The 26,642-nt window shown below is 71.6% G+C and carries 26 protein-coding genes; 18 read left to right on the top strand and 8 right to left on the bottom strand.

The annotated features are described in order from the left end of the window. Position 1 precedes the first annotated feature (1 nt). From ACIGDI_RS13960 to ccsB, 3 genes are read left to right on the top strand one after another with little or no spacing between them, the layout of a single operon-like run. Positions 2–775, top strand: a complete 774-nt coding sequence (locus tag ACIGDI_RS13960) for a cytochrome c biogenesis CcdA family protein (RefSeq protein ID WP_399895116.1) — start codon at positions 2–4, stop codon at positions 773–775. Positions 776–778: 3 nt separating this feature from the next. Then, a complete protein-coding gene (locus ACIGDI_RS13955; RefSeq protein ID WP_399895113.1) occupies positions 779–2,506 on the top strand; it encodes a cytochrome c biogenesis protein ResB in 1,728 nt (575 codons plus the stop codon). After that, the gene (gene ccsB, locus ACIGDI_RS13950; RefSeq protein WP_399895110.1) at positions 2,503–3,603 is read left to right on the top strand and encodes a c-type cytochrome biogenesis protein CcsB; all 1,101 of its coding nucleotides are present in this window, start codon (positions 2,503–2,505) and stop codon (positions 3,601–3,603) included. Before ACIGDI_RS13955 ends, ccsB begins: the two co-directional genes overlap by 4 nt. Before the next feature lie 20 nt (positions 3,604–3,623). On the opposite strand, the gene ACIGDI_RS13945 is transcribed toward ccsB, so the two are convergent. Together ACIGDI_RS13945 and ACIGDI_RS13940 are read right to left on the bottom strand one after the other, a co-directional pair. Continuing rightward, the gene (locus ACIGDI_RS13945; protein ID WP_399895107.1) at positions 3,624–4,610 is read right to left on the bottom strand and encodes an isopenicillin N synthase family dioxygenase; all 987 of its coding nucleotides are present in this window, start codon (positions 4,608–4,610) and stop codon (positions 3,624–3,626) included. Then, entirely contained in the window at positions 4,591–5,040 is a 450-nt protein-coding gene (locus ACIGDI_RS13940; RefSeq protein ID WP_399895104.1) for a nucleoside deaminase, read from the bottom strand. Before ACIGDI_RS13940 ends, ACIGDI_RS13945 begins: the two co-directional genes overlap by 20 nt. A gap of 100 nt (positions 5,041–5,140) precedes the next feature. Here ACIGDI_RS13940 and ACIGDI_RS13935 point away from each other — a divergent pair, with 100 nt between their 5' ends. Then, complete coding sequence (locus ACIGDI_RS13935) at positions 5,141–6,403, top strand: PucR family transcriptional regulator (RefSeq protein ID WP_399895101.1); 1,263 nt, start codon at positions 5,141–5,143, stop codon at positions 6,401–6,403. Here ACIGDI_RS13935 and ACIGDI_RS13930 read toward each other — a convergent pair. Further along, entirely contained in the window at positions 6,364–7,761 is a 1,398-nt protein-coding gene (locus ACIGDI_RS13930; RefSeq protein WP_399895098.1) for a purine-cytosine permease family protein, read from the bottom strand. The genes ACIGDI_RS13935 and ACIGDI_RS13930 overlap by 40 nt on opposite strands. A 91-nt stretch (positions 7,762–7,852) precedes the next feature. Continuing rightward, positions 7,853–8,248: a PLD nuclease N-terminal domain-containing protein gene (locus tag ACIGDI_RS13925; protein ID WP_399895095.1), complete on the bottom strand. Its 396-nt coding sequence runs from the start codon at positions 8,246–8,248 to the stop codon at positions 7,853–7,855. A gap of 87 nt (positions 8,249–8,335) precedes the next feature. Here ACIGDI_RS13925 and ACIGDI_RS13920 point away from each other — a divergent pair, with 87 nt between their 5' ends. Continuing rightward, complete coding sequence (locus tag ACIGDI_RS13920) at positions 8,336–9,793, top strand: menaquinone biosynthesis decarboxylase (protein WP_399895092.1); 1,458 nt, start codon at positions 8,336–8,338, stop codon at positions 9,791–9,793. Beyond that, on the top strand, positions 9,790–10,692 hold the full coding sequence (gene mqnP / locus ACIGDI_RS13915; protein ID WP_399895089.1) for a menaquinone biosynthesis prenyltransferase MqnP: 903 nt from the start codon (positions 9,790–9,792) through the stop codon (positions 10,690–10,692). The genes ACIGDI_RS13920 and mqnP overlap by 4 nt, the downstream gene beginning before the upstream one ends. 21 nt (positions 10,693–10,713) lie before the next feature. Here mqnP and ACIGDI_RS13910 read toward each other — a convergent pair whose 3' ends face one another. After that, positions 10,714–11,319, bottom strand: coding sequence for a rhomboid family intramembrane serine protease (locus ACIGDI_RS13910; RefSeq protein WP_399895085.1), 606 nt, complete (start codon positions 11,317–11,319; stop codon positions 10,714–10,716). 142 nt (positions 11,320–11,461) lie between these two features. On the opposite strand from ACIGDI_RS13910, the gene ACIGDI_RS13905 reads away from it, so the two are divergent. The 8 genes from ACIGDI_RS13905 (at position 11,462) to ACIGDI_RS13870 (ending at position 16,645) form a co-directional block, all read left to right on the top strand. Beyond that, positions 11,462–12,094 (top strand): UbiX family flavin prenyltransferase, encoded by a 633-nt coding sequence (locus ACIGDI_RS13905; RefSeq protein WP_399895082.1) that lies wholly within the window; start codon positions 11,462–11,464, stop codon positions 12,092–12,094. Positions 12,095–12,161: 67 nt separating this feature from the next. Further along, positions 12,162–12,617, top strand: coding sequence for an Lrp/AsnC family transcriptional regulator (locus ACIGDI_RS13900; RefSeq protein WP_399895079.1), 456 nt, complete (start codon positions 12,162–12,164; stop codon positions 12,615–12,617). 39 nt (positions 12,618–12,656) lie between these two features. Beyond that, on the top strand, positions 12,657–13,820 hold the full coding sequence (gene mqnE, locus ACIGDI_RS13895; RefSeq protein ID WP_399895076.1) for an aminofutalosine synthase MqnE: 1,164 nt from the start codon (positions 12,657–12,659) through the stop codon (positions 13,818–13,820). A gap of 78 nt (positions 13,821–13,898) precedes the next feature. Beyond that, the gene (locus ACIGDI_RS13890) at positions 13,899–14,546 is read left to right on the top strand and encodes a UdgX family uracil-DNA binding protein (RefSeq protein ID WP_399895073.1); all 648 of its coding nucleotides are present in this window, start codon (positions 13,899–13,901) and stop codon (positions 14,544–14,546) included. 16 nt (positions 14,547–14,562) lie between these two features. Continuing rightward, on the top strand, positions 14,563–15,087 hold the full coding sequence (locus ACIGDI_RS13885; RefSeq protein ID WP_399895070.1) for a GNAT family N-acetyltransferase: 525 nt from the start codon (positions 14,563–14,565) through the stop codon (positions 15,085–15,087). Positions 15,088–15,177: 90 nt separating this feature from the next. Next, a complete protein-coding gene (locus ACIGDI_RS13880) occupies positions 15,178–15,486 on the top strand; it encodes a DUF4229 domain-containing protein (RefSeq protein ID WP_399895067.1) in 309 nt (102 codons plus the stop codon). A 63-nt stretch (positions 15,487–15,549) separates the two neighbouring features. After that, positions 15,550–16,221: a TetR/AcrR family transcriptional regulator gene (locus tag ACIGDI_RS13875; RefSeq protein WP_399895064.1), complete on the top strand. Its 672-nt coding sequence runs from the start codon at positions 15,550–15,552 to the stop codon at positions 16,219–16,221. Between the two features lie 70 nt (positions 16,222–16,291). Continuing rightward, positions 16,292–16,645: a hypothetical protein gene (locus ACIGDI_RS13870; protein ID WP_399895061.1), complete on the top strand. Its 354-nt coding sequence runs from the start codon at positions 16,292–16,294 to the stop codon at positions 16,643–16,645. On the opposite strand, the gene ACIGDI_RS13865 is transcribed toward ACIGDI_RS13870, so the two are convergent. Together ACIGDI_RS13865 and ACIGDI_RS13860 are read right to left on the bottom strand one after the other, a co-directional pair. Further along, positions 16,626–17,474: a MaoC family dehydratase gene (locus ACIGDI_RS13865; RefSeq protein ID WP_399895058.1), complete on the bottom strand. Its 849-nt coding sequence runs from the start codon at positions 17,472–17,474 to the stop codon at positions 16,626–16,628. The genes ACIGDI_RS13870 and ACIGDI_RS13865 overlap by 20 nt on opposite strands. Then, positions 17,474–18,775: a 3-oxoacyl-ACP reductase gene (locus ACIGDI_RS13860; protein WP_399895055.1), complete on the bottom strand. Its 1,302-nt coding sequence runs from the start codon at positions 18,773–18,775 to the stop codon at positions 17,474–17,476. The genes ACIGDI_RS13865 and ACIGDI_RS13860 overlap by 1 nt, the downstream gene beginning before the upstream one ends. Before the next feature lie 266 nt (positions 18,776–19,041). On the opposite strand from ACIGDI_RS13860, the gene ACIGDI_RS13855 reads away from it, so the two are divergent. Both ACIGDI_RS13855 and ACIGDI_RS13850 read left to right on the top strand, forming a co-directional pair. Next, positions 19,042–20,994, top strand: coding sequence for an AMP-dependent synthetase/ligase (locus ACIGDI_RS13855; protein WP_399895052.1), 1,953 nt, complete (start codon positions 19,042–19,044; stop codon positions 20,992–20,994). Between the two features lie 208 nt (positions 20,995–21,202). Beyond that, positions 21,203–23,119, top strand: coding sequence for an AMP-dependent synthetase/ligase (locus tag ACIGDI_RS13850; RefSeq protein ID WP_399895050.1), 1,917 nt, complete (start codon positions 21,203–21,205; stop codon positions 23,117–23,119). On the opposite strand, the gene ACIGDI_RS13845 is transcribed toward ACIGDI_RS13850, so the two are convergent. After that, entirely contained in the window at positions 23,085–24,029 is a 945-nt protein-coding gene (locus tag ACIGDI_RS13845; RefSeq protein ID WP_399895047.1) for a LysR family transcriptional regulator, read from the bottom strand. The two genes, ACIGDI_RS13850 and ACIGDI_RS13845, sit on opposite strands and share 35 nt — an antisense overlap. A 150-nt stretch (positions 24,030–24,179) precedes the next feature. On the opposite strand from ACIGDI_RS13845, the gene ACIGDI_RS13840 reads away from it, so the two are divergent. Both ACIGDI_RS13840 and kstD read left to right on the top strand, forming a co-directional pair. Continuing rightward, positions 24,180–24,740, top strand: a complete 561-nt coding sequence (locus tag ACIGDI_RS13840; protein WP_399895044.1) for a DUF6817 domain-containing protein — start codon at positions 24,180–24,182, stop codon at positions 24,738–24,740. 97 nt (positions 24,741–24,837) lie between these two features. Continuing rightward, on the top strand, positions 24,838–26,628 hold the full coding sequence (gene kstD / locus ACIGDI_RS13835; protein ID WP_399895041.1) for a 3-oxosteroid 1-dehydrogenase: 1,791 nt from the start codon (positions 24,838–24,840) through the stop codon (positions 26,626–26,628). The last annotated feature ends 14 nt before the right edge of the window (positions 26,629–26,642 follow it).

Raw genomic sequence — 26,642 nt, 5'->3', positions numbered from 1 at the left:
CGTGACCTCAGTCACCACGCTCGCCGCGGCGACGGACCCGAACCAGACGGTGATGACGGGCGCCCTGCTGGTCGCCCTGCCCATCGCGCTGCTCGGCGGTCTCGTCTCCTTCTTCTCCCCGTGCGTCCTGCCCCTCGTACCGGGTTATCTGTCGTACGTCACCGGGGTCACCGGCACCGACCTCGCCGAGGCCCGCCGGGGACGGATGGTCGCCGGCGCCTCCTTGTTCGTCCTCGGGTTCACCGCCGTCTTCGTCTCCAGCGGTGCCCTCTTCGGCTACTTCGGCAACACCCTGCAGGACAACAAGGGCGTCCTGTCGAAGGTCCTCGGCGCGCTCATGATCCTCATGGGCGTCTTCTACATGGGCCTGATGCCCTGGATGACCCAGCGTGAGTTCCGCTTCCACAAGCGGCCCGTGACCGGCCTCGTCGGCGCCCCCGTCCTCGGCGCGCTGTTCGGCATCGGCTGGACACCCTGCATCGGCCCCACCCTGACCTCCGTGATCGCGCTCTCCTACAACCAGGCCAGCGCCGGCCGCGGCGCCATCCTGACCGTCGCCTACTGCCTCGGCCTCGGCGTGCCCTTCGTGCTCGCCGCCGTCGCCTTCCGCAAGGCGCTCGGCGCCTTCGGCTGGGTCAAGCGCCACTATGTCTGGGTGATGCGGATCGGCGGCACGATGATGATCGTGACCGGCCTGCTGCTCGTCACCGGCGTCTGGGACACCCTCGTACAGGACATGCAGTCCTGGTCCGCCGGCTTCACCGTGGGGATCTGATCGATGAGCAAGACCGAAACCGGTACGCCCCCCGAGCGGGCCGACGACGACCTCGGCGCGGCCGGCTCCCAGCTGTCCACCGCTCCCGTGGAGGAGCCGGCCAACCTGCCCTCCCTGGGCGTCGTCGGCTGGGTCCGCTGGTTCTGGCGGCAGCTGACCTCCATGCGGGTCGCCCTGCTGCTGCTCCTGCTGCTCTCCCTCGGCGCGATCCCCGGCTCGCTCATCCCGCAGTCCGGGATCGACGTCACCAAGGTCGACACCTTCCGCAAGACCCACACGACGCTCGCGCCGATCTACGACAGGCTCGGCCTCTTCCACGTCTACAGCTCGGTGTGGTTCTCCGCGATCTACATCCTGCTGTTCGTCTCCCTCATCGGCTGCATCGTGCCCCGCACCTGGCAGTTCGTCGGCCAGCTGCGCGGCCGCCCGCCGGGCGCCCCCAAGCGGCTGACCCGGCTGCCCGCCTACACCACCTGGCGGACCGAGGCCGAGCCGGAGCAGGTCCGTGAGGCCGCGCTCGCCCTGCTCAAGAAGCGCCGCTTCCGCGCGCACGTCGCCGGGGACGCCGTCGCCGCCGAGAAGGGCTACCTGCGCGAGACCGGCAACCTCGCCTTCCACATCGCGCTCATCGTGTTGCTGATCGCCTTCGCCTGGGGCCAGCTGTACAAGTCCGAGGGCAACAAGCTGGTCGTCGAGGGCGACGGCTTCTCCAACACGATGACGCAGTACGACGACTTCAAGTCCGGCAGCCTCTTCACCGCCGACGACCTGGTGCCGTTCAGCTTCAACCTGGACAAGTTCACCGGCACCTACGAGACCAGCGGCCCCAACCGGGGCACCGCGCGCACCTTCCAGGCGGCCCTCACCTACAGCAAGGGCGCCTACGGCAAGGACCAGAAGGACCTCGTCAAGGTCAACGAGCCGCTGGAGATCGGCGACGCCAAGGTCTACCTCACCGCCCACGGCTACGCCCCGGTCATCACCGTCCGGGACGGCAAGGGCCACGTCGTCTACCGCGACGCCGTACCCCTCCTGCCGCTCGACTCCAACGTCACCTCCACCGGCGTGGTCAAGGTCCTCGACGGCTACAGGAACGCCAAGGGCGTCAGCGAGCAGATCGGCATCTCGGCCTTCCTGCTGCCGACGTACACCAAGGGCAGCGAGACGGCCTCCACCTTCCCGGGGCTCCTCAACCCCGTGCTCAACCTGGCCCCGTACCACGGCGACCTCGGTGTCGACTCCGGCATCCCGCAGAGCGTGTACCAGCTCGACAAGGCGCATGTGAAGGCCTACAAGGACGCCAAGGGCCAACAGCTCAGGGACAACCTGAAGCCCGGCCAGACCATGCGGCTCCCGAACGGCGCCGGCTCCATCACCTACGAGGGCACCAAGGAGTGGGCGAACTTCCAGATCGTCCAGCAGCCCGGCACCGGCTGGGCCCTCGCCGGCTCCCTCGTCGCCATCTTCGGTCTCGCCGGCTCCCTGTTCATCCAGCGCCGCCGCGTCTGGGTGCGCGCGGTCACCGGTCCCGACGGCGTGACCGTCGTCGAGATGGCCGGCCTCGGCCGCAGCGAGTCCGCCAAGGTCCCCGAGGAACTCGCCGACCTCGCCGAAACCCTCTACGACCGGGCGCCGGGCGCGCCCGAGCCCGACGAGGACCCCACCGACCCAGACGCCACCACCACCCCCGATCCCAGCGTCGTACCTGCCGAAGGGGCTGAGAAGAAGTGATTCTCTCCGCCGGAACCGAGTTGGCCACCGCGACCAACGAACACCTCGCGAACATCAGCAACACGCTGATCTACTCCGCGATGGCCGTCTACACCCTGGCCTTCTTCGCCTACATCGCCGAATGGCTCTTCGGCAGCCGCAGCAAGGTCGCCCGCACGGCCAGCGCGCTCACGAGCGGCACGCAGAAGGCCAAGGGCGCCCCGGCCGTCACCGTCAACAAGGCCGGCGGGACCGCCGTACTGGAGCGGCCCAAGGTCGTCGTGCGGTCCTCCGCCGGGGCGCGGGACGTGCCCGATGGGCCCGGGGCGCACGGCGGGGACGCGCAGGGCGACCTCTACGGGCGCATCGCCATCTCGCTCACCGTGCTCGCCTTCCTCGTCCACCTCACCGGCGTGGTCGCCCGCGCGGCCTCGGTGGAGCGGGCGCCGTGGGGCAACATGTACGAGTTCAACATCACCTTCTCCGCCGTCGCGGTCGCCGTGTACCTCACGCTGCTGGCGCTGCGGAAGAACGTGCGCTGGCTCGGCCTGTTCCTGGTCACCACGGTCCTGCTCGACCTCGGCATCGCCGTCACGGTCCTGTACACCGCGAGCGACCAACTCGTCCCCGCCCTGCACTCGTACTGGCTGTACATCCACGTCTCCACGGCCATCCTGTGCGGCGCGGTCTTCTACGTCGGCGCGGCCGGCACGCTGCTCTACCTCTTCAAGGACTCCTACGAGACCAAGCTGGAGAACGGCGGCACGCCCGGCCGCTTCGCCACCTCGTTCCTGGAGCGCCTGCCCGCGTCCTCGTCCCTGGACAAGTTCTCCTACCGCCTCAACGCGGCCGTCTTCCCGCTGTGGACGTTCACGATCATCGCGGGCGCCATCTGGGCCGAGTCGGCCTGGGGCCGCTACTGGGGCTGGGACCCCAAGGAGACCTGGGCGTTCATCACCTGGGTCGCCTACGCCTGCTACCTGCACGCCCGCGCCACGGCCGGCTGGAAGGGCCGCAAGGCCGCCTACCTGGCCCTGATCGCCTTCGGCTGCTGGCTGTTCAACTACTACGGCGTCAACATCTTCGTCTCGGGCAAGCACTCCTACGCGGGCGTGTAGCGGCCGAGGGGAGAAGCTGGTCAGCCGACCGTGATCGAGTCCAGCTTCTCCCGCAGGTACACATGCGAGTCGACCGGCTCGTACGCCACCCGCCCCACCGGCGCCGGCACGGACTCCACGAGCGTGCCCGGCGTGCACTCGCCGAAGTAGACGAGGGACATCAGCTCCTCGGACGGCGCGTCCGCGGGCGGCGGCAGCACCCGGTGCCGGCCCGAGCGCCAGCGGTCGCCGGTCCAGCGGGCCATCAGGTCCCCGATGTTGATGGTGAAGGCGTCCGGGTCGTAGGGCGCGTCCTCCCAGCCGCCCTCGTCGGTGTACACCTGCAGTCCACCCCTGCCGGCCTGCCGGTCCAGGATCGTCACCGTCCCGAAGTCGGTGTGCGGGCCGATGCGGAACTGGCCCGGCTGCGGGTCCCCGACGACGTCCGTCCCCGGGTACCAGTTGATGTTGAACCCGTACGTCGGGTGGTCCATGTGCCGGGAGAAGAAGTCGGGTTCCAGGCCCAGCGCCTCGCCGAGCAGCGACAGCAGCCGCTTCTCCAGCTCCGCCATCCGCTCCAGGTACTCCGCGCACAGCGTCCGCAGCTCCGGCACCTCCGCGGGCCACACGTTGGGCGCGTACCACTCCGCGTTGATCACCGGGTCCTCGAAGGGCTCGTGGGTCGCGAAGGTCAGCGACTCCTTCAGGTCCGGCGGGGTCTCGGTGCCCTCCGAGTGGCCGTTGGCCTCGGCGCCCGGCCCGAGCCAGCCGCGGCCGCCGACCTTCGCCTCGTAGGGCTGCTTCACGTCCACGGGCAGGGCGAAGAAGGACCGCGCCGCCTCCCGGATCCGCGAGCGCAGGGCCGGGTCCACCCCGTGCCCGGTGACCAGCAGGAACCCGGCGGTCTGCAGGGCCTCGTCGACGGTCCGGGCGATGGCCGCGCGGGCGTCCGCGCCGCCCTCCAGCCAGGGCCGCAGATCGATGGTCGGGATGCGCGGGGCAGGGGCGTCACTCACCGATGTCCTCATTCCACAGAGCCGGATGGTCCTTGATGAAGTCGCGCATCATGCCGATGCACTCGGGATCGTCGAGCAGCACGATCTCCACGCCGTGCTCGGCCAGCCAGTCGTGCCCGCCGTGGAAGGTCACCGCCTCGCCGACGACCACCCGGGAGATGCCGAACTGCCGGACCAGACCGGAGCAGTACCAGCAGGGGGAGAGGGTGGTCACCATCGTCGTGCCGCGGTACGACCGCTGCCGTCCCGCCGCCCGGAACGCCGCCGTCTCCGCGTGCATCGAGGGGTCGCCGTCCTGGACGCGCCGGTTGTGGCCGCGGCCGAGGAGCGTGCCGTCGGCGCCGTAGAGCGCGGCGCCGATCGGGATGCCGCCCTCGGCGAGCCCGGCGCGGGCCTCCTCGACGGCCGTGGCGAGCCAGGTGCGTGCCTGTGCCTGATCCATACGTCCCACTCTCCTGTGGCCGAAACACGAGGGCAACGTGCGGAAAGTACTCTCCCGGCAACCCGCCGCCGGACGAACTGTCCACGCCCAGGAGGTGCCCGTGGCCGCTCTCACCCTCCGCGAAGTGATGGACCTCGACCCCGTACGGGCCGCTGAACCCGAACTCCTCGCCGGCCACCTCGCTCTGGACCGCCCGGTGCGCTGGGTCCACTCCAGCGAGGTCTACGAGGGCGCCAACTTCCTCGACGGCGGCGAGCTGCTGCTGACCAACGGCTTCGGGCTGACCGGCGCAGATGAGGAGGTCCGCCGCCGGTACGTCCGGGAGCTGGCCGCGCGCGGCGCCGCCGGGCTGGCGGTGGAGGTCGGCCGCTCCCTGCCGCACATGCCCACCGAGGTCGTCGACGAGGCCCGCCGCCTGGGACTGCCGCTGCTGGCCCTGCACCGGGTCGTGCCCTTCGTGCGGATCACGGAGGCGGCCAACCGCGCGATCGTGGCGCGCGGACTGTCGGGCCGTGCCGTCGTACGGCCCTGGGGCGACGACCACACGGCCGCCCTGCTGGCCGACCTCGCCGACCGGGCCGCCCTCAACCAGCCCGAGGTCGAGGCCCGCTCGGCCCTGGCCGGTTTCCACCCGGGGCCGGGCGCGCGGCTGGTGGGCGTCTCGGTGCACGGCACGCGCGAGGTGGCGGCCGTGGACCGGGCGGTACGGCTGCTGGGCGGGGCGGGGGTGCTGCGGGCCGCGTTCCCCGGCGACGTGCTGGCTCTGCTCGCGCTGCCCGCCAAGGTCGTCGGCGACCCCGTGCGGGCCGTCCAGGAGGCCTTCCGTACCGCCGCCGAGCCGGGGCTGACCGTCGCCGTCGGACACGCCGTCGGGGCGGGCGGCGGCTGGCTGCGCTGGAGCGACACGCTGCGCGCGGCCCGTACGACACTGGAGCTGGCGCTGACCGTGCCGGCCGCCGAACCCTCCGTCGCCGACGGCCCGTTGGTGACCTCGGCCCGCGCCCTCGCCCTGGAGCGGGAGCTGACCCGGGGCGGCGTCGACACCAACCGCGACCGGCTCGCCCGGCTCGTCGAGCACACCCTCGGCCCGCTGCTGGCCTGGGAGGCGGCCCATCCCAGCGATCTGGTGCGGACGTTGGAGGTGCACCTGCGCAACGGCTGTTCCCCCACCCGTACGGCGGCCCTGCTGCACATCGGCCGCCAGTCGCTCTACCAGCGACTGGAGCGCATCGAGTCGCTGCTCGGCCTGGAGATCGACGATCCCGACCTGCTGGGAGAGCTGCTGGCGGCGTCCTGCGCGCACCGGGTGGTGCGGGGCGGTGCTCAGGGAGCCGTTCGGGCCGGCCGCCTGAGCGCGGTGTAGAGCAGCGCGCTCACCGCGAAGCCGACCAGCGGCGTGATGTCGCCGAACGACGGCCAGTGCTTCGGCACGTAGCCGACGTAGTCCTCCTGGTTGCAGAAGAGCGGGACGGACACCGCGACGCCGATCAACAGGGCGGCCACTCCGGGCCAGTTGGTGAAGGAGCGGTCGGACAGCCGGACCGACAGCTCCTCGTCCGTCGCCGTGCGGGACTGCCGCCACCGCTCCACCAGCACCACCCCGAGCCACGGCGCCACCCAGTAGGCGATGACCAGCAGGAACGCCTCGTACGCCGAGCCGGCGTCCGACAGCGAGGCCCACGCCGCCGCCGTACCGGCGATCCCGGAGACCACGACCAGCACGCCGCGGCTCAGCCAGGCGGGCATCCGCAGCCCGAAGGAGGCGATGGAGATCGCCCCCGAGTAGATGTTCAGGGCGTTGGCGGAGATGCCGCCGAGGATGATGGCCAGGAGCACCAGATCGCCCAGCCAGCCCGGGAGATGGCCGGTGAAGGCCGCCGTGGGGGTGGCGTCCTTCGGGGCCAGGACGGTCGCCGAGGCGGCCCCGACGACCGCGACCAGGGAGACGGACACGAACAGGCCGACGGCCGGGTAGACCACCGTCTTCAGCCTGTTCGCCGTCCGGGGCAGATAGCGGGAGTAGTCCGTGGCGTACGGGTTCCAGCCGGCCGCGTAGCCCCAGGCCGCGCTGAAGGCGAGCAGGAAGCCGCCGACGCCGCCGCCCGAGCCGCCCCCGCCGAGATCCGCGTCCTTGAAGGTCCACACCCCGGCCAGCAGGAAGATCACCGCGAGGGCGGGGAAGGCGTACTTCTCGAAGGTGTGCACGAAGTTGTGGCCGATGAAACCGATGAGGATCTCGGCGACGACCACGAGGAGCAGGGAGGGCAGCGGCCGCAGTCCGGTCAGCGTGTTCAGGGCGAAGGCCGCGCTCACGCTGTTCACCGCGAACCAGCCGACGCCCGCGATCAGACCGTTGGCCGCGGACGGCAGGATGTTGCCGAAGTAGCCGAAGGAGAACCGGCCGATCACCATCTGCGGCACCCCGAAGCGCGGGCCGTCCAGGGACAGCACGCCCTGTGTGACCGCGCCGACCGCGGTGCCGAGGACGATGGCGGCGGCCGCCTCCCAGAAGCTCAGGCCGAAGAAGAGGACCGAGATCACGCCGATGTAGACGGTCGCGAACTCGATGTTCGGGGAGGCCCAGGTCCACAGCAACTGCAGCGGTGAGCCGTGGCGTTCGGCGTCGGGGATGGGCTCGGAGCCCGCCGTCTCGACGGCGATGACCTTGTCACCGTACGCGGGGGCGAGGGTGCCGGTGGAGTCGGCGGGAGCTGTCGTCATGCGAGCCAAGTGTCCGGTTCCGGCCGGTCCCGGCACAGGGGCGCGATGTCCGTACCGCGAAGCCCGCCGACGTACATCCTGTATGCCGGGGTCAGTCCCCCTTGGGCTCCTCGCCCCGCTCGCGTCGCCGCAGCTCCTCCTCGCGGCGGCGCAGGTCCGCCTCCCAGTCCTTCAGCAGCGCCTCGTCCCTCTTGTTCTCCTCCTTGAGGGACTTCAGGAACTCGGGGTTGTCGTCCGGTGCCACCCACTGCGCCGCCGTGCCGCGGTGCCACTCGGAGGGCGTGGAGCCCCCGGCCGGCGCGACCCGCTGCTTGCCGGCGACCAGCCAGGCGATCGGTCCCACCAGCACCTCGCCGAACAACAGGATGATGATGACCCAGACCACCTTGGGCAGCCCCCGCACCTGCTCCTCGGGCGTGTTCAGGCAGTCGATGAAGGCGTAGATCCACAGCGCCAGGACCAGCAGGAACGGCAGATACCTGAACATCGTGGTGCGATCCCCCAGAAGACGGTGACGGGCGCTGTGCGGCCCCGGTGACGGGGTCAGGGTAGCGGGTGGCCGATACTGGGACGCATGGCTTACGACGATCTTCGCTCCCTGCTCCGGGCACTGGAACGCGAGGGCGACCTCAAGCGCGTCAAGGCCGAGGTCGACCCGTACCTGGAGGTCGGGGAGATCGTCGACCGGGTGCAGAAGTCGGGCGGCCCGGCGCTGCTCTTCGAGAACGTGAAGGGCTCCGACATGCCCCTCGCGATGAACGTCTTCGGCACCGACCGGCGACTGCTCAAGGCGCTCGGCCTGAAGTCGTACGCGGAGATCTCCGACAAGATCGGCGGACTGCTGCGGCCCGAGCTGCCGCACGGCTTCGTCGGCGTCCGCGAGGCCTTCGGGAAGCTCGGCGCGATGACCCACGTACCGCCGAAGAAGGTCAAGTCCGACAACGCGCCGGTGCAGGAGGTCGTCCTGACCGGGGACGACGTCGACCTCGACCGGCTGCCGGCGCTGTTCACCTGGCCCCAGGACGGCGGCTCCTTCTTCAACCTCGGTCTGACGCACACCAAGGACCCCGAGTCCGGCATCCGCAACCTCGGGCTGTACCGCCTCCAGCGCCACGACAAGCGCACCATCGGCATGCACTGGCAGATCCACAAGGACAGCCGCAACCACTACCAGGTGGCCGCGCGGCGGGGTGAGCGGCTGCCGGTCGCGATCGCCTTCGGGTGCCCGCCGGCCGTGACGTACGCCTCCACGGCGCCGCTGCCCGGCGACATCGACGAGTACATGTTCGCCGGGTTCGTCGCCGGCAAGCGGATCGAGATGGTCGACTGCAAGACCGTGCCGCTGCAGGTGCCCGCGCAGGCGGAGGTCGTCCTGGAGGGCTGGCTGGAGCCCGGCGAGATGCTCCCCGAAGGCCCCTTCGGCGACCACACCGGCTTCTACACGCCCCAGGAGCCCTTCCCCGCCCTGAAGATCGACTGCGTGACGATGCGCAAGCGGCCGCTGCTCCAGTCGATCGTCGTGGGCCGCCCCCCGACGGAGGACGGACCGCTGGGGCGCGCCACGGAGCGGTTCTTCCTCCCGCTGCTGAAGATCATCGTGCCGGACATCGTGGACTACCACCTGCCCGAGGCCGGCGGCTTCCACAACTGCGCGATCGTCTCGATCGACAAGAAGTACCCGAAGCACGCCCAGAAGGTCATGCACGCCGTCTGGGGCGCCCACATGATGTCCCTGACCAAGCTGATCGTGGTCGTCGACTCCGACTGCGACGTCCACGACCTGCACGAGGTCGCCTGGCGGGCCCTGGGCAACACCGACTACTCCCGCGACCTCACCGTCGTCGAGGGACCGGTCGATCACCTCGACCACGCCTCCTACCAGCAGTTCTGGGGCGGCAAGGCGGGCATCGACGCGACGCGGAAGTGGCCCGAGGAGGGCTACACCCGCGACGGCGGCTGGCCCGAGATGGTCCTGTCCGACCCCGAGACGGCGGCCAAGGTCGACCGCCGCTGGAAGGAGTACGGCCTGTGAGCAGCGCCTCCGCCGCGATCCCGCAGCCAGGACGCACCAAGGCGTTCCTGCGCCTGGTGATGATCGAGCACTCGGTCTTCGCCCTGCCCTTCGCGTACATCGCCGCGCTGACCGCGATGTACGAGTGGGACCGCAACATCCACTGGGGCCGGCTGCTCCTGGTCACCGTCTGCATGGTGGGTCTGCGCACCTTCGCGATGGCGGTGAACCGGATCATCGACCGCGAGATCGACGCCCGCAACCCGCGCACGGCCCAGCGCGAGCTGGTCACCGGCGCGATGTCGGTCAAGCACGCCTGGACCGGCGCGCTGATCGCGGTCGTGGTCTTCCTGGGCTCGGCGGCCCTCCTCAACCCGCTCTGCCTCGCGCTGGCGCCGGTGGCGGTCGTCCCGATGGTCGTCTACCCCTACGGCAAGCGGTTCACGAACTTCCCGCAGGCCATCCTGGGTCTCGCCCAGGCCATGGGCCCGATCGGCGGCTGGCTCGCCATCAGCGGCGAGTGGAACTGGCACGCGGTGATCCTCGGCCTCGCCGTCGGCATCTGGATCGGCGGCTTCGACCTGATCTACGCCTGCCAGGACGTCGAGACCGACCGGGAGATCGGCGTGATGTCGGTCCCGGCCCGCTTCGGCATCCCTGCGGCCATCCGGGGCGCGCGGATCTGCCACGCGCTGACCACGGCCCTGCTCCTGTGGTACGGCGTGGCGACGGACGCGGGCGGCTTCTACTGGGTGGGCCTGATGATCGTCGCGAGCGCCTTCGTCTACGAGCACTCCATCGTGCGCCCGCACGACCTGTCCCGCCTGAACAGGGCTTTCTTCAGCGTCAACGGCTTCATCGGCATCGCCCTCTTCGTGTGCGCGCTGCTCGACCTCCTGGTGCGGGGTCTGACCGTCTGAGCGAGCTCCGCGAGCCGGGCCTCAGGCCTGTGTCGCGGGCGACCGGGACGGGCGGCGGCCGAACCAGAACGCCGTCGCCACCCCGGTCGCCAGGCCGATCAGGTGGGCCTGCCAGCTGACGCCCGTCTGCAGCGGCGACAGGCCCAGCAGGATCGAGGTGCCCCAGACGGCGCCCACCAGCAGGCCGACCACCACACCCAGCGGGCGGCGCTCCACGAAGCCGCTGACCAGGAGGAAGCCGAAGAGGCCGAAGATCAGGCCGGAGGCGCCCGCGGTGTTGGTGTGCGCCGGGGCGACGAGCCACACACCCAGGCCGTCGGCCACGATGATGACGAGGCACAGCGCCGCGAACCGGCGCAAGCCGCCCAGCGCCGCGAGGAAGCCCATGACCAGCAGCGGCACGCTGTTCGCGGCCACATGGGCGAAGCCGAAGTGGATGAACGCGGCCGGGACGACGTCGACCAGTTCGGAGGCCCGGCGGGGCATGATGCCGAGCCCGTCGAGCGCGTGGCCGCTGACGACGTCGACCACTTCCAGCAGCCACAACAGCGCGACCCAGCCGGCCATCAGCTTGGCCGCGGCCTTCATCCGGTCCCGGCGCGACCACTCCAGCTCCGAACCCGACATGGCATCCCCCACTCGTCCGCCCGTCACCATGATGAACGGTCCGGACCCCTCGGCCGGTTCCCACCCCGCGACGCCAGCTAGGCTCGGTGTCGTGAACCCAGCCAAGCCAGGAGAGACGCCGCGTACACCTTGGATCGTAGGGGTGTCCGGCGCTTCGGGCACGCCTTATGCCGCGTCGGTGCTGCGCGCACTTCTCGACGCCGGCGAGAGCGTGGACCTGGTCGTCAGCCGGGCCTCGCGGCTCACCCTGCTGGACGAGACGGGCATCTCCTTCAGGGACGCGCACTGGCGCGATGACCTGCGTGAATGGCTCGGCCGGGGCGCCGACGGAAAGCCGGGCGCCTTCGCGCCGGACATCGACGGGGTGCGGTACTGGCCCGCCGGGGACCTGGGCGCGGGCCCGTCCTCGGGGTCGTACCCGAACAAGGGCATGCTGATCGTGCCCGCCTCGACCGCCTGCGTGGCCGGTGTCGCGCTCGGCCTCTCCAAGGACCTGTTGCAGCGGGCGGCGAGCGTCACCCTCAAGGAGCGCCGTCCGCTGGTCGTGGCCGTACGGGAGACCCCCTTGAACGGCCAGACGCTGCGGCACCTCGTCGCGCTCGACGACGCCGGCGCCGCCGTGGTGCCGGCCTCGCCCGGCTTCTACGCGGGCGCCACCCACATCCAGGACCTGGTGGACTTCGTCGCCGGGCGGGTGCTGGACGCGGCGGGCGTCGCACACCGGCTGTACCGGCGCTGGAACGGCGAACTGGGCGGCGCGAGCGCCGACCGGTAGGGCGGGCCGCGGCGGCCCGGCACCTCTCATCACTTCGGGAACTCTTCAGCGGAAGGCATCGAATCGCATGGACGCGGTGGACAGGCAGCTCATCCAGGCCCTGAGGGAGAACGGCCGGGCCTCCTACGCGGAGCTCGGGCGCCTCGTCGGTCTGTCGGGGCCCAGCGTCACCGACCGCATCAACCGGCTGGAGGCGGCCGGGGTCATCACCGGCTACCGCGCCACCGTCGACGCCGCCTCGCTCGGCCTCGGCGTCATCGCGCTGATCGGCATCTCGCTGTCCGACGCGGCCGACCACGAGGACGTGGCCATGCGGCTGAAGGACCTGTCCGAGATCGAGGACTGCTGGTTCATCGCGGGCGACGACTCCTACATGCTCAAGGTGCGGGCGACCGACGTCGACGGACTGGAGAAGATCATCCGGAGGCTGTCGGGGACGAAGGGCGTCTCCCGGACCCGGACCACGATCGTGCTCTCCACCAAGTGGGAGAACCGGGTCGGAGAGCTGCCCGAAGAGGTCTAGGGATACCGTTGGTCGGGCTGTCGGAGAAAGGTGTTTGCCATGGACGTCGGGCTCAAGCGCGAGCTGGAGCAGAAGGTCGGGGCCGGTGAGCGGCTGACCCGCGAGGACGGCATCGCGCTGTACGAGTCGGACGACCTGGCGTGGCTGGGCGGCCTCGCCCACGAGGTGCGGACGCGCAAGAACGGCGACGTCGTCCACTTCAACGTCAACCGCCACCTCAACATGACGAACGTGTGCACCGCGTCGTGCGCCTACTGCTCGTTCCAGCGCAAGCCGGGCGAGAAGGACGCGTACACGATGCGCATCGAGGAGGCCGTCAAGCTCGCCAAGGCGATGGAGAGCGAGAACCTCACCGAGCTGCACATCGTCAACGGGCTGCACCCGAACCTGCCGTGGCGCTACTACCCGCGCTCGCTGCGGGAGTTGAAGGCCGCCCTGCCGAACGTGTCGCTGAAGGCGTTCACGGCCACGGAGATCCACCACTTCGAGACGATCTCCGGGCTGAGCGCGAGCGAGATCCTGGACGAGCTGATCGACGCCGGTCTGGAGTCCCTCACCGGCGGCGGCGCCGAGATCTTCGACTGGGAGGTCCGCCAGCACATCGTGGACCACCGCACCCACTGGGAGGACTGGTCCCGCATCCACCGGCTGGCGCACGAGAAGGGTCTGAAGACCCCGTGCACCATGCTCTACGGCCACATCGAGGAGCCGCGCCACCGCGTGGACCACGTGCTGCGCCTGCGTGAGCTGCAGGACGAGACCGGCGGCTTCCAGGTCTTCATCCCGCTGCGCTACCAGCACGACTTCGTGGACATGAAGGACGGCAAGATCCGCAACCGGCTGCAGGCGCGGACCCAGATGGCCACGGGCGCGGAGGCCCTGAAGACCTTCGCCGTCTCGCGGCTGCTCTTCGACAACGTCCCGCACGTGAAGGTCTTCTGGGTCATGCACGGCGTGCAGACCGCCCAGCTGGCCCTGCAGCACGGTGCCGACGACATGGACGGCTCGGTCGTCGAGTACAAGATCACCCACGACGCGGACAACTACGGCACGCCGAACAAGCTGACGCGTGAGGATCTGCTGGACCTGATCCGGGATGCCGGGTTCCGGCCGGTGGAGCGGAACACTCGGTACGAGATCATCCGGGAGTACGAGGGTCCCGACCCGGCGCGGAGGGAAGCGCCGCAGCCGATGCGGGTCTGAATCGGTCGTGCGGCGGGTGCGGGTGGGTGGGGGCTGGTCGCGCAGTTCCCCGCGCCCCCAGGGGGGTACTCGTGCCGCATGGTCACGAAGGCACCCGAGGACGGCTATACCGCAGAGCCCTTCGTTCCTGAGCGGGGTGGGCTGCCTGCCCTTCGGCGGGCCGCCGCCGGCTGCCGTGGCTGTCCCCTGCATCGCGACGCCACCCAGACCGTCTTCGGTGCGGGTGACGCCCACGCGCGCGTGATGCTCGTGGGGGAGCAGCCCGGGGATCAGGAGGACCGGCAGGGCAGGCCCTTCGTGGGGCCCGCCGGGAAGCTTCTGGACCGGGCGCTCGCCGAGGCCGGGATCGATCCGGGCGAGGCGTATGTCACCAACGCCGTGAAGCACTTCAAGTTCACGCAGGCCGAGCCGCGCAAACGGCGCATCCACAAGGCGCCGTCCCTGCGCGAGATGACGGCGTGCGGGCCGTGGCTCGCCGCCGAGCTGAGAGTCGTGGAGCCGGAGCTGATCGTGGTCCTCGGCGCCACCGCCGGCAAAGCGCTGCTCGGCTCCTCGTTCCGGGTCACGCAGGTGCGCGGGACCGTGCTGGAGGAGGAGATTCACGGGCGCAGGGAGCGGCTGGTGCCCACCGTTCACCCCTCGTCCGTCCTGCGCGCCGACGATCGGGAGTCGGCCTACGACGGGCTCCTGTCCGACCTGAAACTGGCTGCGCGCGTCCTGGCGTAAGGGTTACGATGCCGAGGTGTCCCTTACTTTCACTCTCGATCCCGCCGTCACCCCCGACCTGCGCGACGGCATCCTCGACCTGTGGACGGACGTGTCCAACGCCGGCGGTTCCGTGGGCTTCGTGCCGCCGGTGACGGCGGAGGTGATCCGGCCGGAGCTGGTCAAGCACCTGGCCGCCATGGCGGAGCGCCGCACCCGGCTGCTCGTCGGGCACGACGCGGACGGGCAGGTCGCCGCGACGGCCTTCCTCACCCACAACACGCACCGGCTGATGGCGCACTGGCTGTGGCTCTACACCGTGATGGTGCACCCCCGCCACCAGGGCAAGGGCTACGGCCGCGACCTGCTCGCCGCCGCCGAGGGCGCGGCCCGCGGTCTCGACGGCATCGAGGCGATCCGGCTCACCTGCCGGGGCGGCCTCGGCCTGGAGCGGTTCTACGGCTCCTGCGGCTACAAGGAGGTCGGCCGCGTCCCCGGCGCGATCCGGGTGGCGCCCGGCGACGACCGCGACGACATCATCATGCTGCTGCCGCTCGGCTGAGGCCCCGCCTGCAAGATCGGGACCCGGCCGTGCTTCACTGGACGGTGCCCTTTGGGAATGTTCGTACCGTTGACGGAAGAGTGGATTGAGATGCTCCGCTACACGCTGATGCGCCTCGGGGTCTTCGCGGGCTGCTTCGTGGTCGTCTGGGGCCTCGTCTACACCGGCATCGTCCCGCGCGGCTTCGGCGCCTCCAACGGCATCTGGATGGTCCTGCTCGCCCTGGTGATCTCGGCCCCGATCAGCTTCGTCGCCCTGCGCAAGGAGCGGGACCGGGCCTCCGCGAAGGTCGTCGCGCGGGTCGACCGGATGAAGGCCAACCTCGAGGCGAACGCGTCCCAGGAGGACGACGCCGACGACGCCGCCCGCGCGCAGGGCCAGGCCCCGCAGGCTTCGTAGCTTCACGCCCTCGCGGCCGCGCGAGGGGGCACGGCCGCCCGTTCGCAACCTACTCTGTGCCTCATGGGTGCGGTGAAGACCAAGCGGATGCCACGGGCGGTTCGGGAACAGCAGATGCTGGACGCCGCCGTGCGGACCTTCGGGCAGCGCGGATACATGGCCGCGTCGATGGACGAGATCGCCGAACTGGCGGGCGTGTCCAAGCCGTTGGTCTACCTGTACCTGAACTCGAAGGAAGACCTGTTCACCGCCTGCATCCGGCGGGAGGCCAAGGCGCTCGTCGGGGCGGTGCGCGGCGGCGTGCGGCCGGGGCTGCCCGCCGACCGCCAACTCTGGGAAGGGCTGCGGGCGTTCTTCGCGCACACCGGCCAGAACCCGGACGGCTGGGCGGTGCTGCACCTGCAGGCCCGCACGCGCGAGCCGTTCGCGGCCGAGGTGACGGCGATGCGCGAGGAGATCGTCGCGTTCGTCACCGAGCTGATCGTGGTCGCGGCCAGGGAGGCCCACCGCAACCCCGACCTGCCCGAGCGCGAGGTCGCCGGTCTCGCCGAAGCCCTGGTCGGGGCCGCCGAGTCCCTCGCCGCCTGGGCCAACGCGACCCCCGGCGTCACCGCGCGACAGGCGGCGGCGACGCTGATGAACTTCGCCTGGGCCGGCCTCGGCAACCTCATGGAGGGCCGGCCCTGGTCGCCCCCGCAGGAACCGCCGGAGGCCGCCGGGCCGCGCCCGGCATGACAACTGTCATCCCCGACGGCGGACGCCGGACACTGGGGGAGCGGCGACCCCCGCCCGTACCTTCGTGCACATGACGAAGACCAGTGGCGAGGACCCGCGGAAGACCGACGTCAAGGTGAGCCTCATCGGCGGTCACCGCCTCACGGGCGAGACCCTGCACGAGCGCACCCTGACCGCCTCCCTCATCGGCGGCGCCGACGTCGACCTGACCGACGTCGACATCCCGGACGGCGCCGAACTGCGCATCACCAAGCTCAGCCTGATCGGCGGCGTCAGCCTCAGGGTCCGCCCCGACGTCCGCGTCGAGGTGCACGGCATCCGCCTCGGCGGGGTGAAGGACGACGGACCGAGCGAACCGGGCGGCCCGACCGTCCGGGTCGACGCGTGGGGTCTGCTGGGCGGTGTCACCGTCCGCCGGTCGTGAGGTCGTCCACGACGCCGCTCACATGCAGCCGGCCCCCGTTCCCCAGCAGCTCGAACCGCCCGTCCCGCGCCGCGTACGTCACCGTGCCCGGCAGCAGCACCGGCGCCCTGAACTCGGCCCGCACCCGGACGCGTTGGGGCGCCCCGTGCGCGGCGAGGCAGCGGGCCACCGTCCACATCCCGTGGGCGATGGCGCGCGGGAAGCCGAACAGGCGGGCGGTGAGCGGGTGCAGGTGGATGGGGTTGCGGTCGCCGGACGCGGCGCCGTAGCGCCGTCCGATGTCGGCGGCCAGCCGCCACTCGGCGACCTCGGGCAGGGCCTCCCGCTCGCCCCTGGGCGTCTCACCGGCCGACCGGGTGCGGTGCCGGGCCAGATACGTGCTCCGCGACTCCCAGACCAGCTCCTCGCCGGCCCGCATCTCGGTGATCACCGTGGCCTCGGTCCCGCGCCGGTGCGGCTCCAGTCCGCCGACGTACACGGCGAGTTCGTACTCCCCGGTCGCGGGCAGCGCGCGGCGCCGGGTGATCTCGATGGAGGTGTGGACGAGGCCGAGCAGCGGCAGCGGGAAACCCCGGTCGCTCATCAGGCGCATGGCCAGCGGGAAGCCCAGGACGTGCGGATAGGTGGGCGGCAGCGCGTCCTCGCCGGTCGCGAAGCCGCAGACCCGCTCGTAGGCCGCCAGGTGCGCCAGGTCGATGCGCAGGGCGGGCAGCACGAGCCGGTCGTGGGGGAAGTCGGCGTCCGGGCGGGGGCGTTTGAAGGGGGAGAGCAGGGCGCCGCGGGCCAGCAGCGGGGCGAGGGCGGGCGGCTGGGCGAGGACGACGGACATCACGCCCCCAGCAGGCTCTGGCCGCAGACCCGTACGACCTGGCCGTTGACCGCGCCCGAGCCCGGGTGCGCGAGCCAGGCCGTGGTCTCGGCGACATCGGCCGGCAGACCGCCCTGCGCGAGGGAGTTCATCCGGCGGCCGGCCTCGCGGATGAACAGCGGGACCGCGGCCGTCATCTTCGTCTCGATGAACCCGGGCGCCACCGCGTTGACCGTCACGCCGTGCTCGGCGAGGGCGCGCGGCGCCAGCGAGCGGACCAGCCCGACGATCCCGGCCTTGCTCGCGCCGTAGTTGGTCTGCCCGGCGTTCCCGGCCAGGCCCGCGATGGACGCGGTGGCGACGATCCGCCCGCCGGGCCTGAGCGTCCCCTCCTTCAGCAGGGCGTCCGTCGTGCGCAGCACGCTCGCCAGATTGACATCGAGGACCGAACTCCAGCGCTCGGCGGCCATGTTGACCAGCCGGCGGTCCCGGGTGATCCCCGCGTTGTGGACGAGGACGTCCAGCCCGTCCGGGAGCGCTGCGGCGATCCGCTCGCCCGCGTCCGCGGCGGTGATGTCGAGCGCGAGCGCGCTTCCGCCGAGGCGGGCCGCGACGCGCGCCGCGTCCTCCTCGGCCTGCGGCACGTCCAGTACGACCACCCGGGCACCGTCCCTGGCCAGCGTCTCGGCGACAGCCTCACCGATGCCGCGGGCGCCGCCGGTGACCAGGGCGGTGCGGCCGGCGAGGGGACGGTCCGGGTCGGCGTCCGGCTGCTCGCCCTCCCCGACGGCGATGACCTGTCCGCTGACGTAGGCGGACTTGGGGGAGAGCAGGAAACGCAGCGTCGACTCGGCGGCCGGGGCGTCCGTCAGCCGCACCAGGTTCACCGTCCGCCCGCGGCCGATCTCCTTGCCGAGCGAGCGCACGAACCCCTCCAACGCCTGCTGTGCGGCGGCCTGGTGGTGGTCGGCGGGGTCGAGGGGCGCGCCCAGGACGACGATCCGGCCGCTCGCCGCGACGGACCGCACCACGGGGTGCAGGGCCGCGTGCACCTCGGCGAGCGTGTCGACGTCCCGGACACCGGAGGCGTCGAGGACGACGGCGGCCGGGGCGTCGGCCGACCCGGTCGGCAGTCCCGTACGGGCGAGGACGGGTCCGAGGCCGAGGTCGGACCGGCCGGCCGTGAGGTGGAGCAGGCCGCCTTCGAGCGTGGGGCGTTCGGGGGACCAGCGCAGCAGCGGCGCCGGTTGCGGCAGTCCGAGTCTGCGGGTCAGGAAGCGGCCGGCGGCGGTGTCGGCGAAGCGCAGATAGCGGTCGGCCATGTCCATCTCCCATGCGAAAGCCTGCTTACTCCAGAGTCAGGTTACCCGAGGTAAGGCGAGGTCAGGAGGTGAAAATTGTTCAACATACCGGCTGGTACCGTTCGATCGCCGAGAAAAGCGACGAGACTGCACATCCCTGACGCACCCCCGCCGCCGGACCATCGTCGAACCCTCACCGGCCCCTCACGCGAGGGCCGTACGATCTCCTCTCCCCACCTGCGGCAACTCCCCCGCAGGGCAACTCCGTCGGAGCTCTGGAGTCGCCCGTGTCCAGCACGTCTCCCGCCGCCGGGCCGGCGGTCCACGCCACGTCCTACGACGGCACGCCGGTCCTCGTGGAGCCCGTCGTCCGGCGGCTGGAGGGGGAGGTCCGCGAGGTCTCCGTACCGCCCTTCGTCCCGCCGACGACGTACGGCTCCCTGGCCGACCTGCCCTTCGAGAACGCGCGTATCGCCCCCGAGGACAAGGTCCTCAGCCGCCGTACCGAGTCCGGCGGATGGACGCATGTGACGGCCGCCCGGTTCGCCGAGGAGGTGCTGGCCACGGCGAAGGGCCTCGTCGCCGAGGGGCTGACGCCGGGGGACCGGATCGCCGTCATGGCGCGCACCCTCTACGAGTGGACGCTGCTGGACTTCGCCGCCTGGGCCTGCGGCCTGGTCACCGTCCCCATCTACCCCACGTCTTCCGTGTTCCAGACCCGCTGGATCCTGCAGGACTCCGGTGCCGTCGCGCTCGTCACCGAGACCGCGGCCCAGGCGGCCGCCCTCGGCCCGGAGCTGAGCCGGCTGCTGGACCTGCGCCACCTGTGGGTCATCGAGAAGGGGCACGTGGAGCGGCTGGCGGAACGCGGGGCGCAGGTGCGGGACCACGAGGTGGACGTGCGGCGCGGGATGCTCGCCCCCGACACCCTCGCCACCGTCGTCTACACCTCCGGCACCACGGGCCGCCCCAAGGGCTGCGCCATCAGCCACGGCAACTTCTTCGCCGAGGTCGACAACGCCGTCGAACTCCTCTACCCGGTGTTCCGGTCCCGGACCAGCGAAGAGGCGTCGATCCTGCACTTCCTGCCGATGTCGCACATCTTCGGGCGCATGGTGGCCGTCGCCTGCATCCGCGCGCGGGTGCGCCTGGGTCACGCCCCGAGCCTGAAGTCGGAGGACCTGCTGCCCGACCTGGCGAGCTTCCGGCCGACCTGCCTGATCACCATCCCGTACATGCTGGAGAAGGTCTTCAACGTGGCCCGCGCCAAGGCCGAGACGGGCGGCCGGGTCACCGCCTTCGACCGCGCGGCCGCCGTGGCCCGCCGGTACGGGGAGGCGCGCGAGGCCCGCCAGTCGGGCACGGGCCCGGGCCCGAGCGCCGCGCTGAGAGCGGCCCGCACTTTCTACGACCCGCTGGTCTACCGCCGTATCCGCACCGCCATGGGCGGCCGGGTCCGGTACATGATCTGCGGCGGTTCCCCGCTGGGCCGCCGGCTCGCCTCCTTCTACGCCGGCGCGGGCATCGAGATCTACGAGGGCTACGGCCTGACCGAGACGACCGGCGCGGCCACGGCCACGCCGCCCCTCAAGCCCCGCCTGGGCACGGTCGGTTGGCCTCTGCCCGGGACGAAGGTCCGCATCGCCGCCGACGGCGAGATCCTGCTGTCCGGGGACCATGTGCTGCGCGGGTACTGGGACCCGAACGCGGGCGGGGTCGTCCCCGCGACCACCGACGGCTGGCTCGCGACCGGCGACATCGGCCGCCTGGACGACGAGGGCTACCTCCACATCACCGGCCGCAAGAAGGAGATGCTGATCACGGCGGGCGGCAAGAGCGTGGCCCCGGCCCCGCTGGAGAACTGGCTGCGGGCACACCCCCTGATCTCGCAGGTCATGGTCGTCGGCGACCACCGCCCCTACATCGCGGCGCTGATCACCCTGGACATGGAGGGCGTCGGCCACTGGCGCCGGATGAACGGCAAGCATCCCGCCGTCACCGCCGAACTCGTCCAGGAGGACCCCGAGTTGCTGGCGATCCTGCAGCGCGCGGTGGACGAGGCGAACAAGCTGGTGTCGAGGCCCGAGTCGATCCGCCGCATCACGGTCCTGTCCGTCGACTTCACCGAGGAGGCCGGCCATCTGACGCCGTCGATGAAGCTGCGGCGGGAGGCGATCGCCGAGGAATTCGCGGAAGAGATCGAGCGGCTCTACCGCCAGGGACGTCAGGGCGTTCGATAGCGGAGAGGGGCGCACGTCGCCGTAAAGGTTGCACAGGCCCGGCTCCGGAGCATTTCCGAATCATTACGAAGTCGCCATGTGCGCACCGTATCCTTTCTGCTGTAACCCGCGGTAACATCCCAGCCGCACACCGCCGGTGAACAACTCGGTACGCACCGCACGTACCACTGCAGAGCGGTACCGAGCTGCCCGCCCCAGGAGAGCTGCCATGTCCGTGCCCGTGCCCTACCCGTCCGCGTCCGACTACGACGGCGTCCCTCAGTTGGTGGAGCCCGAGATCCGACGGCTGGACGGCGAGGTGCGCGAGACGTCGGTACCGCCGCTCGTGCCGCCGCGCGTCCACGGCTCGCTCGCCGACCTGCCCTTCGACAACGCGGAGGCGGCACCGGACGCCCGGGTCCTCAGCCGCCGCCGGGACGACGGCGGCTGGACGGACGTGTCGGCGGCGGAGTTCGCGCAGCAGATCCTGTCGCTGGCCAAGGGCCTGATCCAGGAGGGCCTGGTCCCCGGCGACCGCATCGCCGTCATGGCCCGGACGATCTACGAGTGGACGCTCCTGGACTTCGCCGCGTGGGCCGCCGGTCTGGTCACCGTCCCCATCTACCCCACGTCCTCCGTCTACCAGACCCGCTGGATCCTGCAGGACTCCGGCGCGGTGGCCCTGGTGACGGAGACGGCCGGGCAGGCCGCCGCGCTGGGCCCGGAGCTCAGCCGGCTGCCGGACCTGCGCCACCTGTGGATCGTCGAGAAGGGGCACCTGGAGCGGGTGGCGGAACTCGGGCAGCCCGTCCCGGACCAGGAAGTCGCCGTACGCCGGGGCATGCTGGTGCCCGACACGCTCGCCACCGTCATCTACACCTCCGGCACCACCGGCCGCCCCAAGGGCTGCGTCCTGACCCACGGCAACTTCCTGTCCGAGGTCGACAACGCGATCGAACTCCTCTACCCGATCTTCAAGTCCAAGTCGGACGACCCCTGCACCCTGCTCTTCCTGCCCATTTCGCACGTCTTCGGCCGCATGGTGGCGATCGCCTGCATACGGGCCCGCGTCCGCCTGGGGCACGCGCCCAGCCTGCAGGCCGATGACCTCCTGACCGACCTGGGCACCTTCCGCCCGACCTTCCTGCTCTGCATCCCGTACATGCTGGAGAAGGTCTACAACAACGCCCGGGCCAAGGCGGAGGACGGCGGCCGGGCCGGCGTCTTCGACCGCGCGGCGAAGGTCGCCGTCCGCTACGGCGAGGCGCTGGAAGCCCGCGCGGCGGGCACCGGCCCGGGCCCGAGCGCCTCCCTCAAGGCGGCCCGCGCCTTCTACGACCCGCTGGTCTACCGCCGTATCCGCAACGCCATGGGCGGCCGGATCCGGCACCTCATCTCCGGCGGCTCCCCGCTCGGGCGGCGGCTGGCGGCCTTCTACGCCGGGGCCGGCATGGAGATCTACGAGGGCTACGGGCTGACGGAGTCGACGGGCGCGGCCACGGTCACGCCGCCCCTCAAGCCCCGCCTGGGCACGGTCGGTTGGCCCATGCCCGGCACCAAGGTCCGGATCGCTGCCGACGGGGAGATCCTGCTGCAGGGCGGCCAGGTCTTCCGCGGCTACTGGGACCCGCACGGCGGCGGAGTGATCCCGGCCGCGACCGACGGCTGGTTCGCGACCGGTGACATCGGCCGCCTGGACGACGAGGGCTACCTCACCATCACCGGCCGCAAGAAGGAGATCCTCATCACCGCGGGCGGCAAGAACATGGCGCCCGCCCCGCTGGAGAACTGGCTGCGCGCCCACCCGCTGATCTCGCAGGTCATGGTGGTCGGTGACGCCCGCCCCTACATCGCGGCCCTCGTCACCCTGGACATGGACGGCGTGAGTCACTGGCGCCGGATGAACGGCAAGCACCCGGTGCCCGCGGAACTCCTGGTCGACGACCCCGAGTTGCTGGCGATCCTGCAGCGGGCGATGGACGAGGCGAACAAGCTGGTGTCGAGGCCCGAGTCGATCCGCCGCTTCGCCGTCCTGCCACGGGACTTCACCGAGGAGGACGGCCATCTGACCCCGTCGATGAAGCTGCGCCGGGAGGCCGTGATGAAGGAGTTCACGGCCGAGATCGAAGGGCTGTACGAGCGCTGAGGCTCGGGGCGGGAAGGGCGCCAGCCCGTCGGCGCTTTTCCACCACCGTGTCCGCGAACGCCCGTGCCGCCGGGCTCAGGGCGTCCCACCGGCGAACGGCCCAGCCCACCGGCAGCGGACGAAGGCGGGGCAGGGGGACCAGGCGCAGGGGCCCGGCGCCGGGCACCGCCAGGCCGGGCAGGGCGGGCACCACGGCGCGGCCCACGCCGAGCTCCGCCAGCAGCAGGGCCGTGTCCCAGTCGGCGATGCTCGTGTCGTAGCCCAGGCGGACCCCCAACTCCCCGCAGGCGGCGTCCAGATGGAGGGCCGAGGCGGAGTTGGGCGGCAGGCGGATCAGGCGCAGGTCGTGCAACTCCCCGGCGTCCAGCGACCCCCGGCCGGCGAGCGGGTCGTCCTCCCGTACGGCCAGTACCCACGGCAGCTCCACCACCGCCCGCTGCTCGATGCCCCGGGCCGGCGGACCGAGGGTGATCCACACCAGGTCGAGCGTGCCGTCGGTCAGCGCCTCGAAGCTGCCGCGCCCCGAACTGACGGTACGGAACTCGAGGTTGACCTTGGGATGGCGGCGGCGGAACTCGACCACCGCGTCCGACATGAAGTGCCGTACGGTCGTCGCCCCGGTCGCCACCCGTACGTGTCCCGCCTCGCCGTCGACCAGGTCGCGCAGCTGCCGCAGGGCCAGTTCCAGGCCCGACAGGCCCTCCGCCGCCGCGGCCTCCAGGACGCGCCCGGCCTGTGTCGCCGCCACCCCGCGCGCCTGCCGTTCCAGCAGTGCCACGCCCGTCTCGCGCTCCAGCCGCTTCACGTGCTGGCTCACCGCCGACTGGGTGCATCCGAGTTCCCGGGCCACCGCGCTCAGGCTCCCGGCCCGGCACACGGCGACGAACACACGTAGATCGTCCAGGGTCACAACACCCAAGCTAACACTTGGAGTTCGTGAGAAATCCCAAGGATTGACTGAGCCCATCGGTCCGTACGACGATCGTCGCAGGGCCCGACGGGCGGCAACCCGCTCCAGGCGCCGGAGCGGGTGCCGACCCAGACGCGAAGGGACTTCACCGTGCCGCGGACCCCTGTCCTCGACCAGGCCACCACACTGCTGCGAGACCTGGGAGCCGACCGCCAACCACACCCCGGCGGCACCCTCCTCGCCCACCTCGACCGGGTGCGCGAGCGCCTCGCCGGCTGGGGCGCCCGCCCCGAACTCCAGATCGCCGGACTCTGCCACGCCGCCTACGGCACCGACGGCTTCCCGACCGCCCTGCTCTCCCTGGACCGGCGGCCCGAACTGGCCGCCGTGATCGGCCCGGAGGCCGAGCAACTCGTGTACCTCTACGCCTGCTGCGACCGCGCGGCCACCTACCCCGACCTCGCGACCCCGGGCTCCCTCTTCCACGACCGCTTCACCGGCCAGAGCCTCGACCCGCCCACCCGTCCGCGCCGGGACTTCGCCGAGCTCACCGCCGCCAACGAGCTCGACCTCGCCCACCGCGACCGGGACTTCCGCGCCCGGTGGGGCCCCGACCTGCTCGCCCTCTTCACCCGCTTCCGGCCCCTGCTGAGCGACCGGGCCTGGCAGGACTGCCTCGCCACGCTGGGCTCGGGCCGGCACGGCTCTTGACTTACCAAGACCCCCGCGCCACATTCCCCACCCCGTACCTGCACCTTTCCGCACCGCGCAACCCACCCCGTCCACAGCCCGGTTGGAGTGACCTGCCATGGCCACGAGCGCGGAACCCACGAGACGTACCACCCCCATCGATGCGCGCCCCACGCGGCGGCAGGTGCTCGGCGCCACCGCCGCGACCGGAATGACCCTCGCGGCCGGCGCCCGCACCGCCGACGCCGCCGACCTGCCCCTCCTCGGCACCTACGACGTCGTCGTCATCGGCTCCGGCGCCGCCGGGATGACCGCCGCCCTCACCGCCGCCCGACGGGGCCTGTCGACGGTCGTGCTGGAGAAGGCCGCCACCTTCGGCGGTTCCGCCGCTCGCTCCGGTGCCGGTGTCTGGATCCCCAACAACCCCGTGATCCTCGCCGCCGGCGTCCCGGACACCCCCGCCAAGGCCGCCGCCTATCTCGCGGCCGTCGTCGGGTCCGACGTGCCCGCCGCCCGGCAGAGCGCCTTCCTCGCCCACGGCCCGGACATGATCTCCTTCGTCATGGCCAACAGCCCGCTGCGGTTCCGCTGGATGGAGGGGTACAGCGACTACTACCCCGAGCTCCCGGGCGGCCTGCCGAACGGCCGGTCCATCGAACCCGACCAGCTCGACGGCAACCTGCTCGGCGCCGAACTCGCCCGTCTCAACCCGCCGTACATGCAGGTCCCCACCGGCATGGTCGTCTTCAGCGCCGACTACAAGTGGCTCGCCCTCGCCGCGGTGAGTGCCAGGGGCGCCGCCGTCGCCGCCGAGTGTCTGGCGCGCGGCACCAAGGCGGCCGTGCTCGGGCAGAAGCCGCTGACCATGGGGCAGTCGCTCGCGGCCGGGCTGCGCAAGGGGCTGATGGACGCGGGCGTCCCGGTCTGGCTCGGCACCCCGCTCACCGACCTGTACGTCGAGAGCGGCGCCGTCACGGGAGCCGTGGTCACGCGCGACGGCGGGCCCGGCCTGGTACGCGCCCGCCGCGCCGTCGTCGTCGGCTCCGGCGGCTTCGAGCACAACGCCGCCATGCGGTCCCAGTACCAGCAGCAGCCCATCGGCACGGACTGGACCGTGGGCGCGAAGGAGAACACCGGGGACGGCATCCGGGCCGGGCAGCGTGCAGGCGCCGCGCTCGGACTGATGGACGACGCCTGGTGGGGGCCGGCCATACCGCTGCCCGACCAGCCCTACTTCTGCCTGGCCGAACGCACCCTCCCCGGCGGTCTCCTCGTCAACGCGGCCGGCGCGCGCTTCGTCAACGAGGCCGGCCCGTACAGCGACGTCGTGCACACCATGTACCGACTCGACCCCAGCGCACCCGACATCCCGGCCTGGCTGATCGTCGACCAGAACTACCGCAACCGCTACCTCTTCAAGGACGTCGCCCCGACGTTCACCTTCCCCGACAGCTGGTACAGCTCGGGAGCCGTCCGCAAGGCCTGGACACTGGACGCCCTCGCCACGGCCGTGGGCATCCCGGCCGCCGCCCTGCGCGCCACCGTCGACCGCTTCAACTCCCAGGCCCTGCAGGGCAAGGACCCCGACTTCCACCGCGGCGACAGCGCCTACGACCACTACTACACCGACCCCTCCGTCCTGCCGAACTCCTGCCTCGCGCCTCTGTGGCTGCCCCCGTACTACGCCTTCCGCATCGTCCCCGGCGACCTGGGCACCAAGGGCGGCATGGTCACCGACGCACGGGCGCGTGTGCTGCGCGCCGACGGCTCGGTGATCCCCGGCCTGTACGCCGCCGGGAACGCCAGCGCCGCGGTGATGGGGCACAGCTACGCGGGCGCCGGATCGACCATCGGCCCGGCGATGACGTTCGGCTACATCGCGGCACTGGACATCGCCGGGGCGCTCTAGGCCCTGTCGTCAAA

It is taken from the genome of Streptomyces sp. NPDC085900 (assembly GCF_044540925.1).
Taxonomy (GTDB): domain Bacteria; phylum Actinomycetota; class Actinomycetes; order Streptomycetales; family Streptomycetaceae; genus Streptomyces; species Streptomyces gilvifuscus.
Note: the sequence above shows the minus strand (reverse complement) of the source record. Positions and strands in the feature narration are given on the sequence as shown.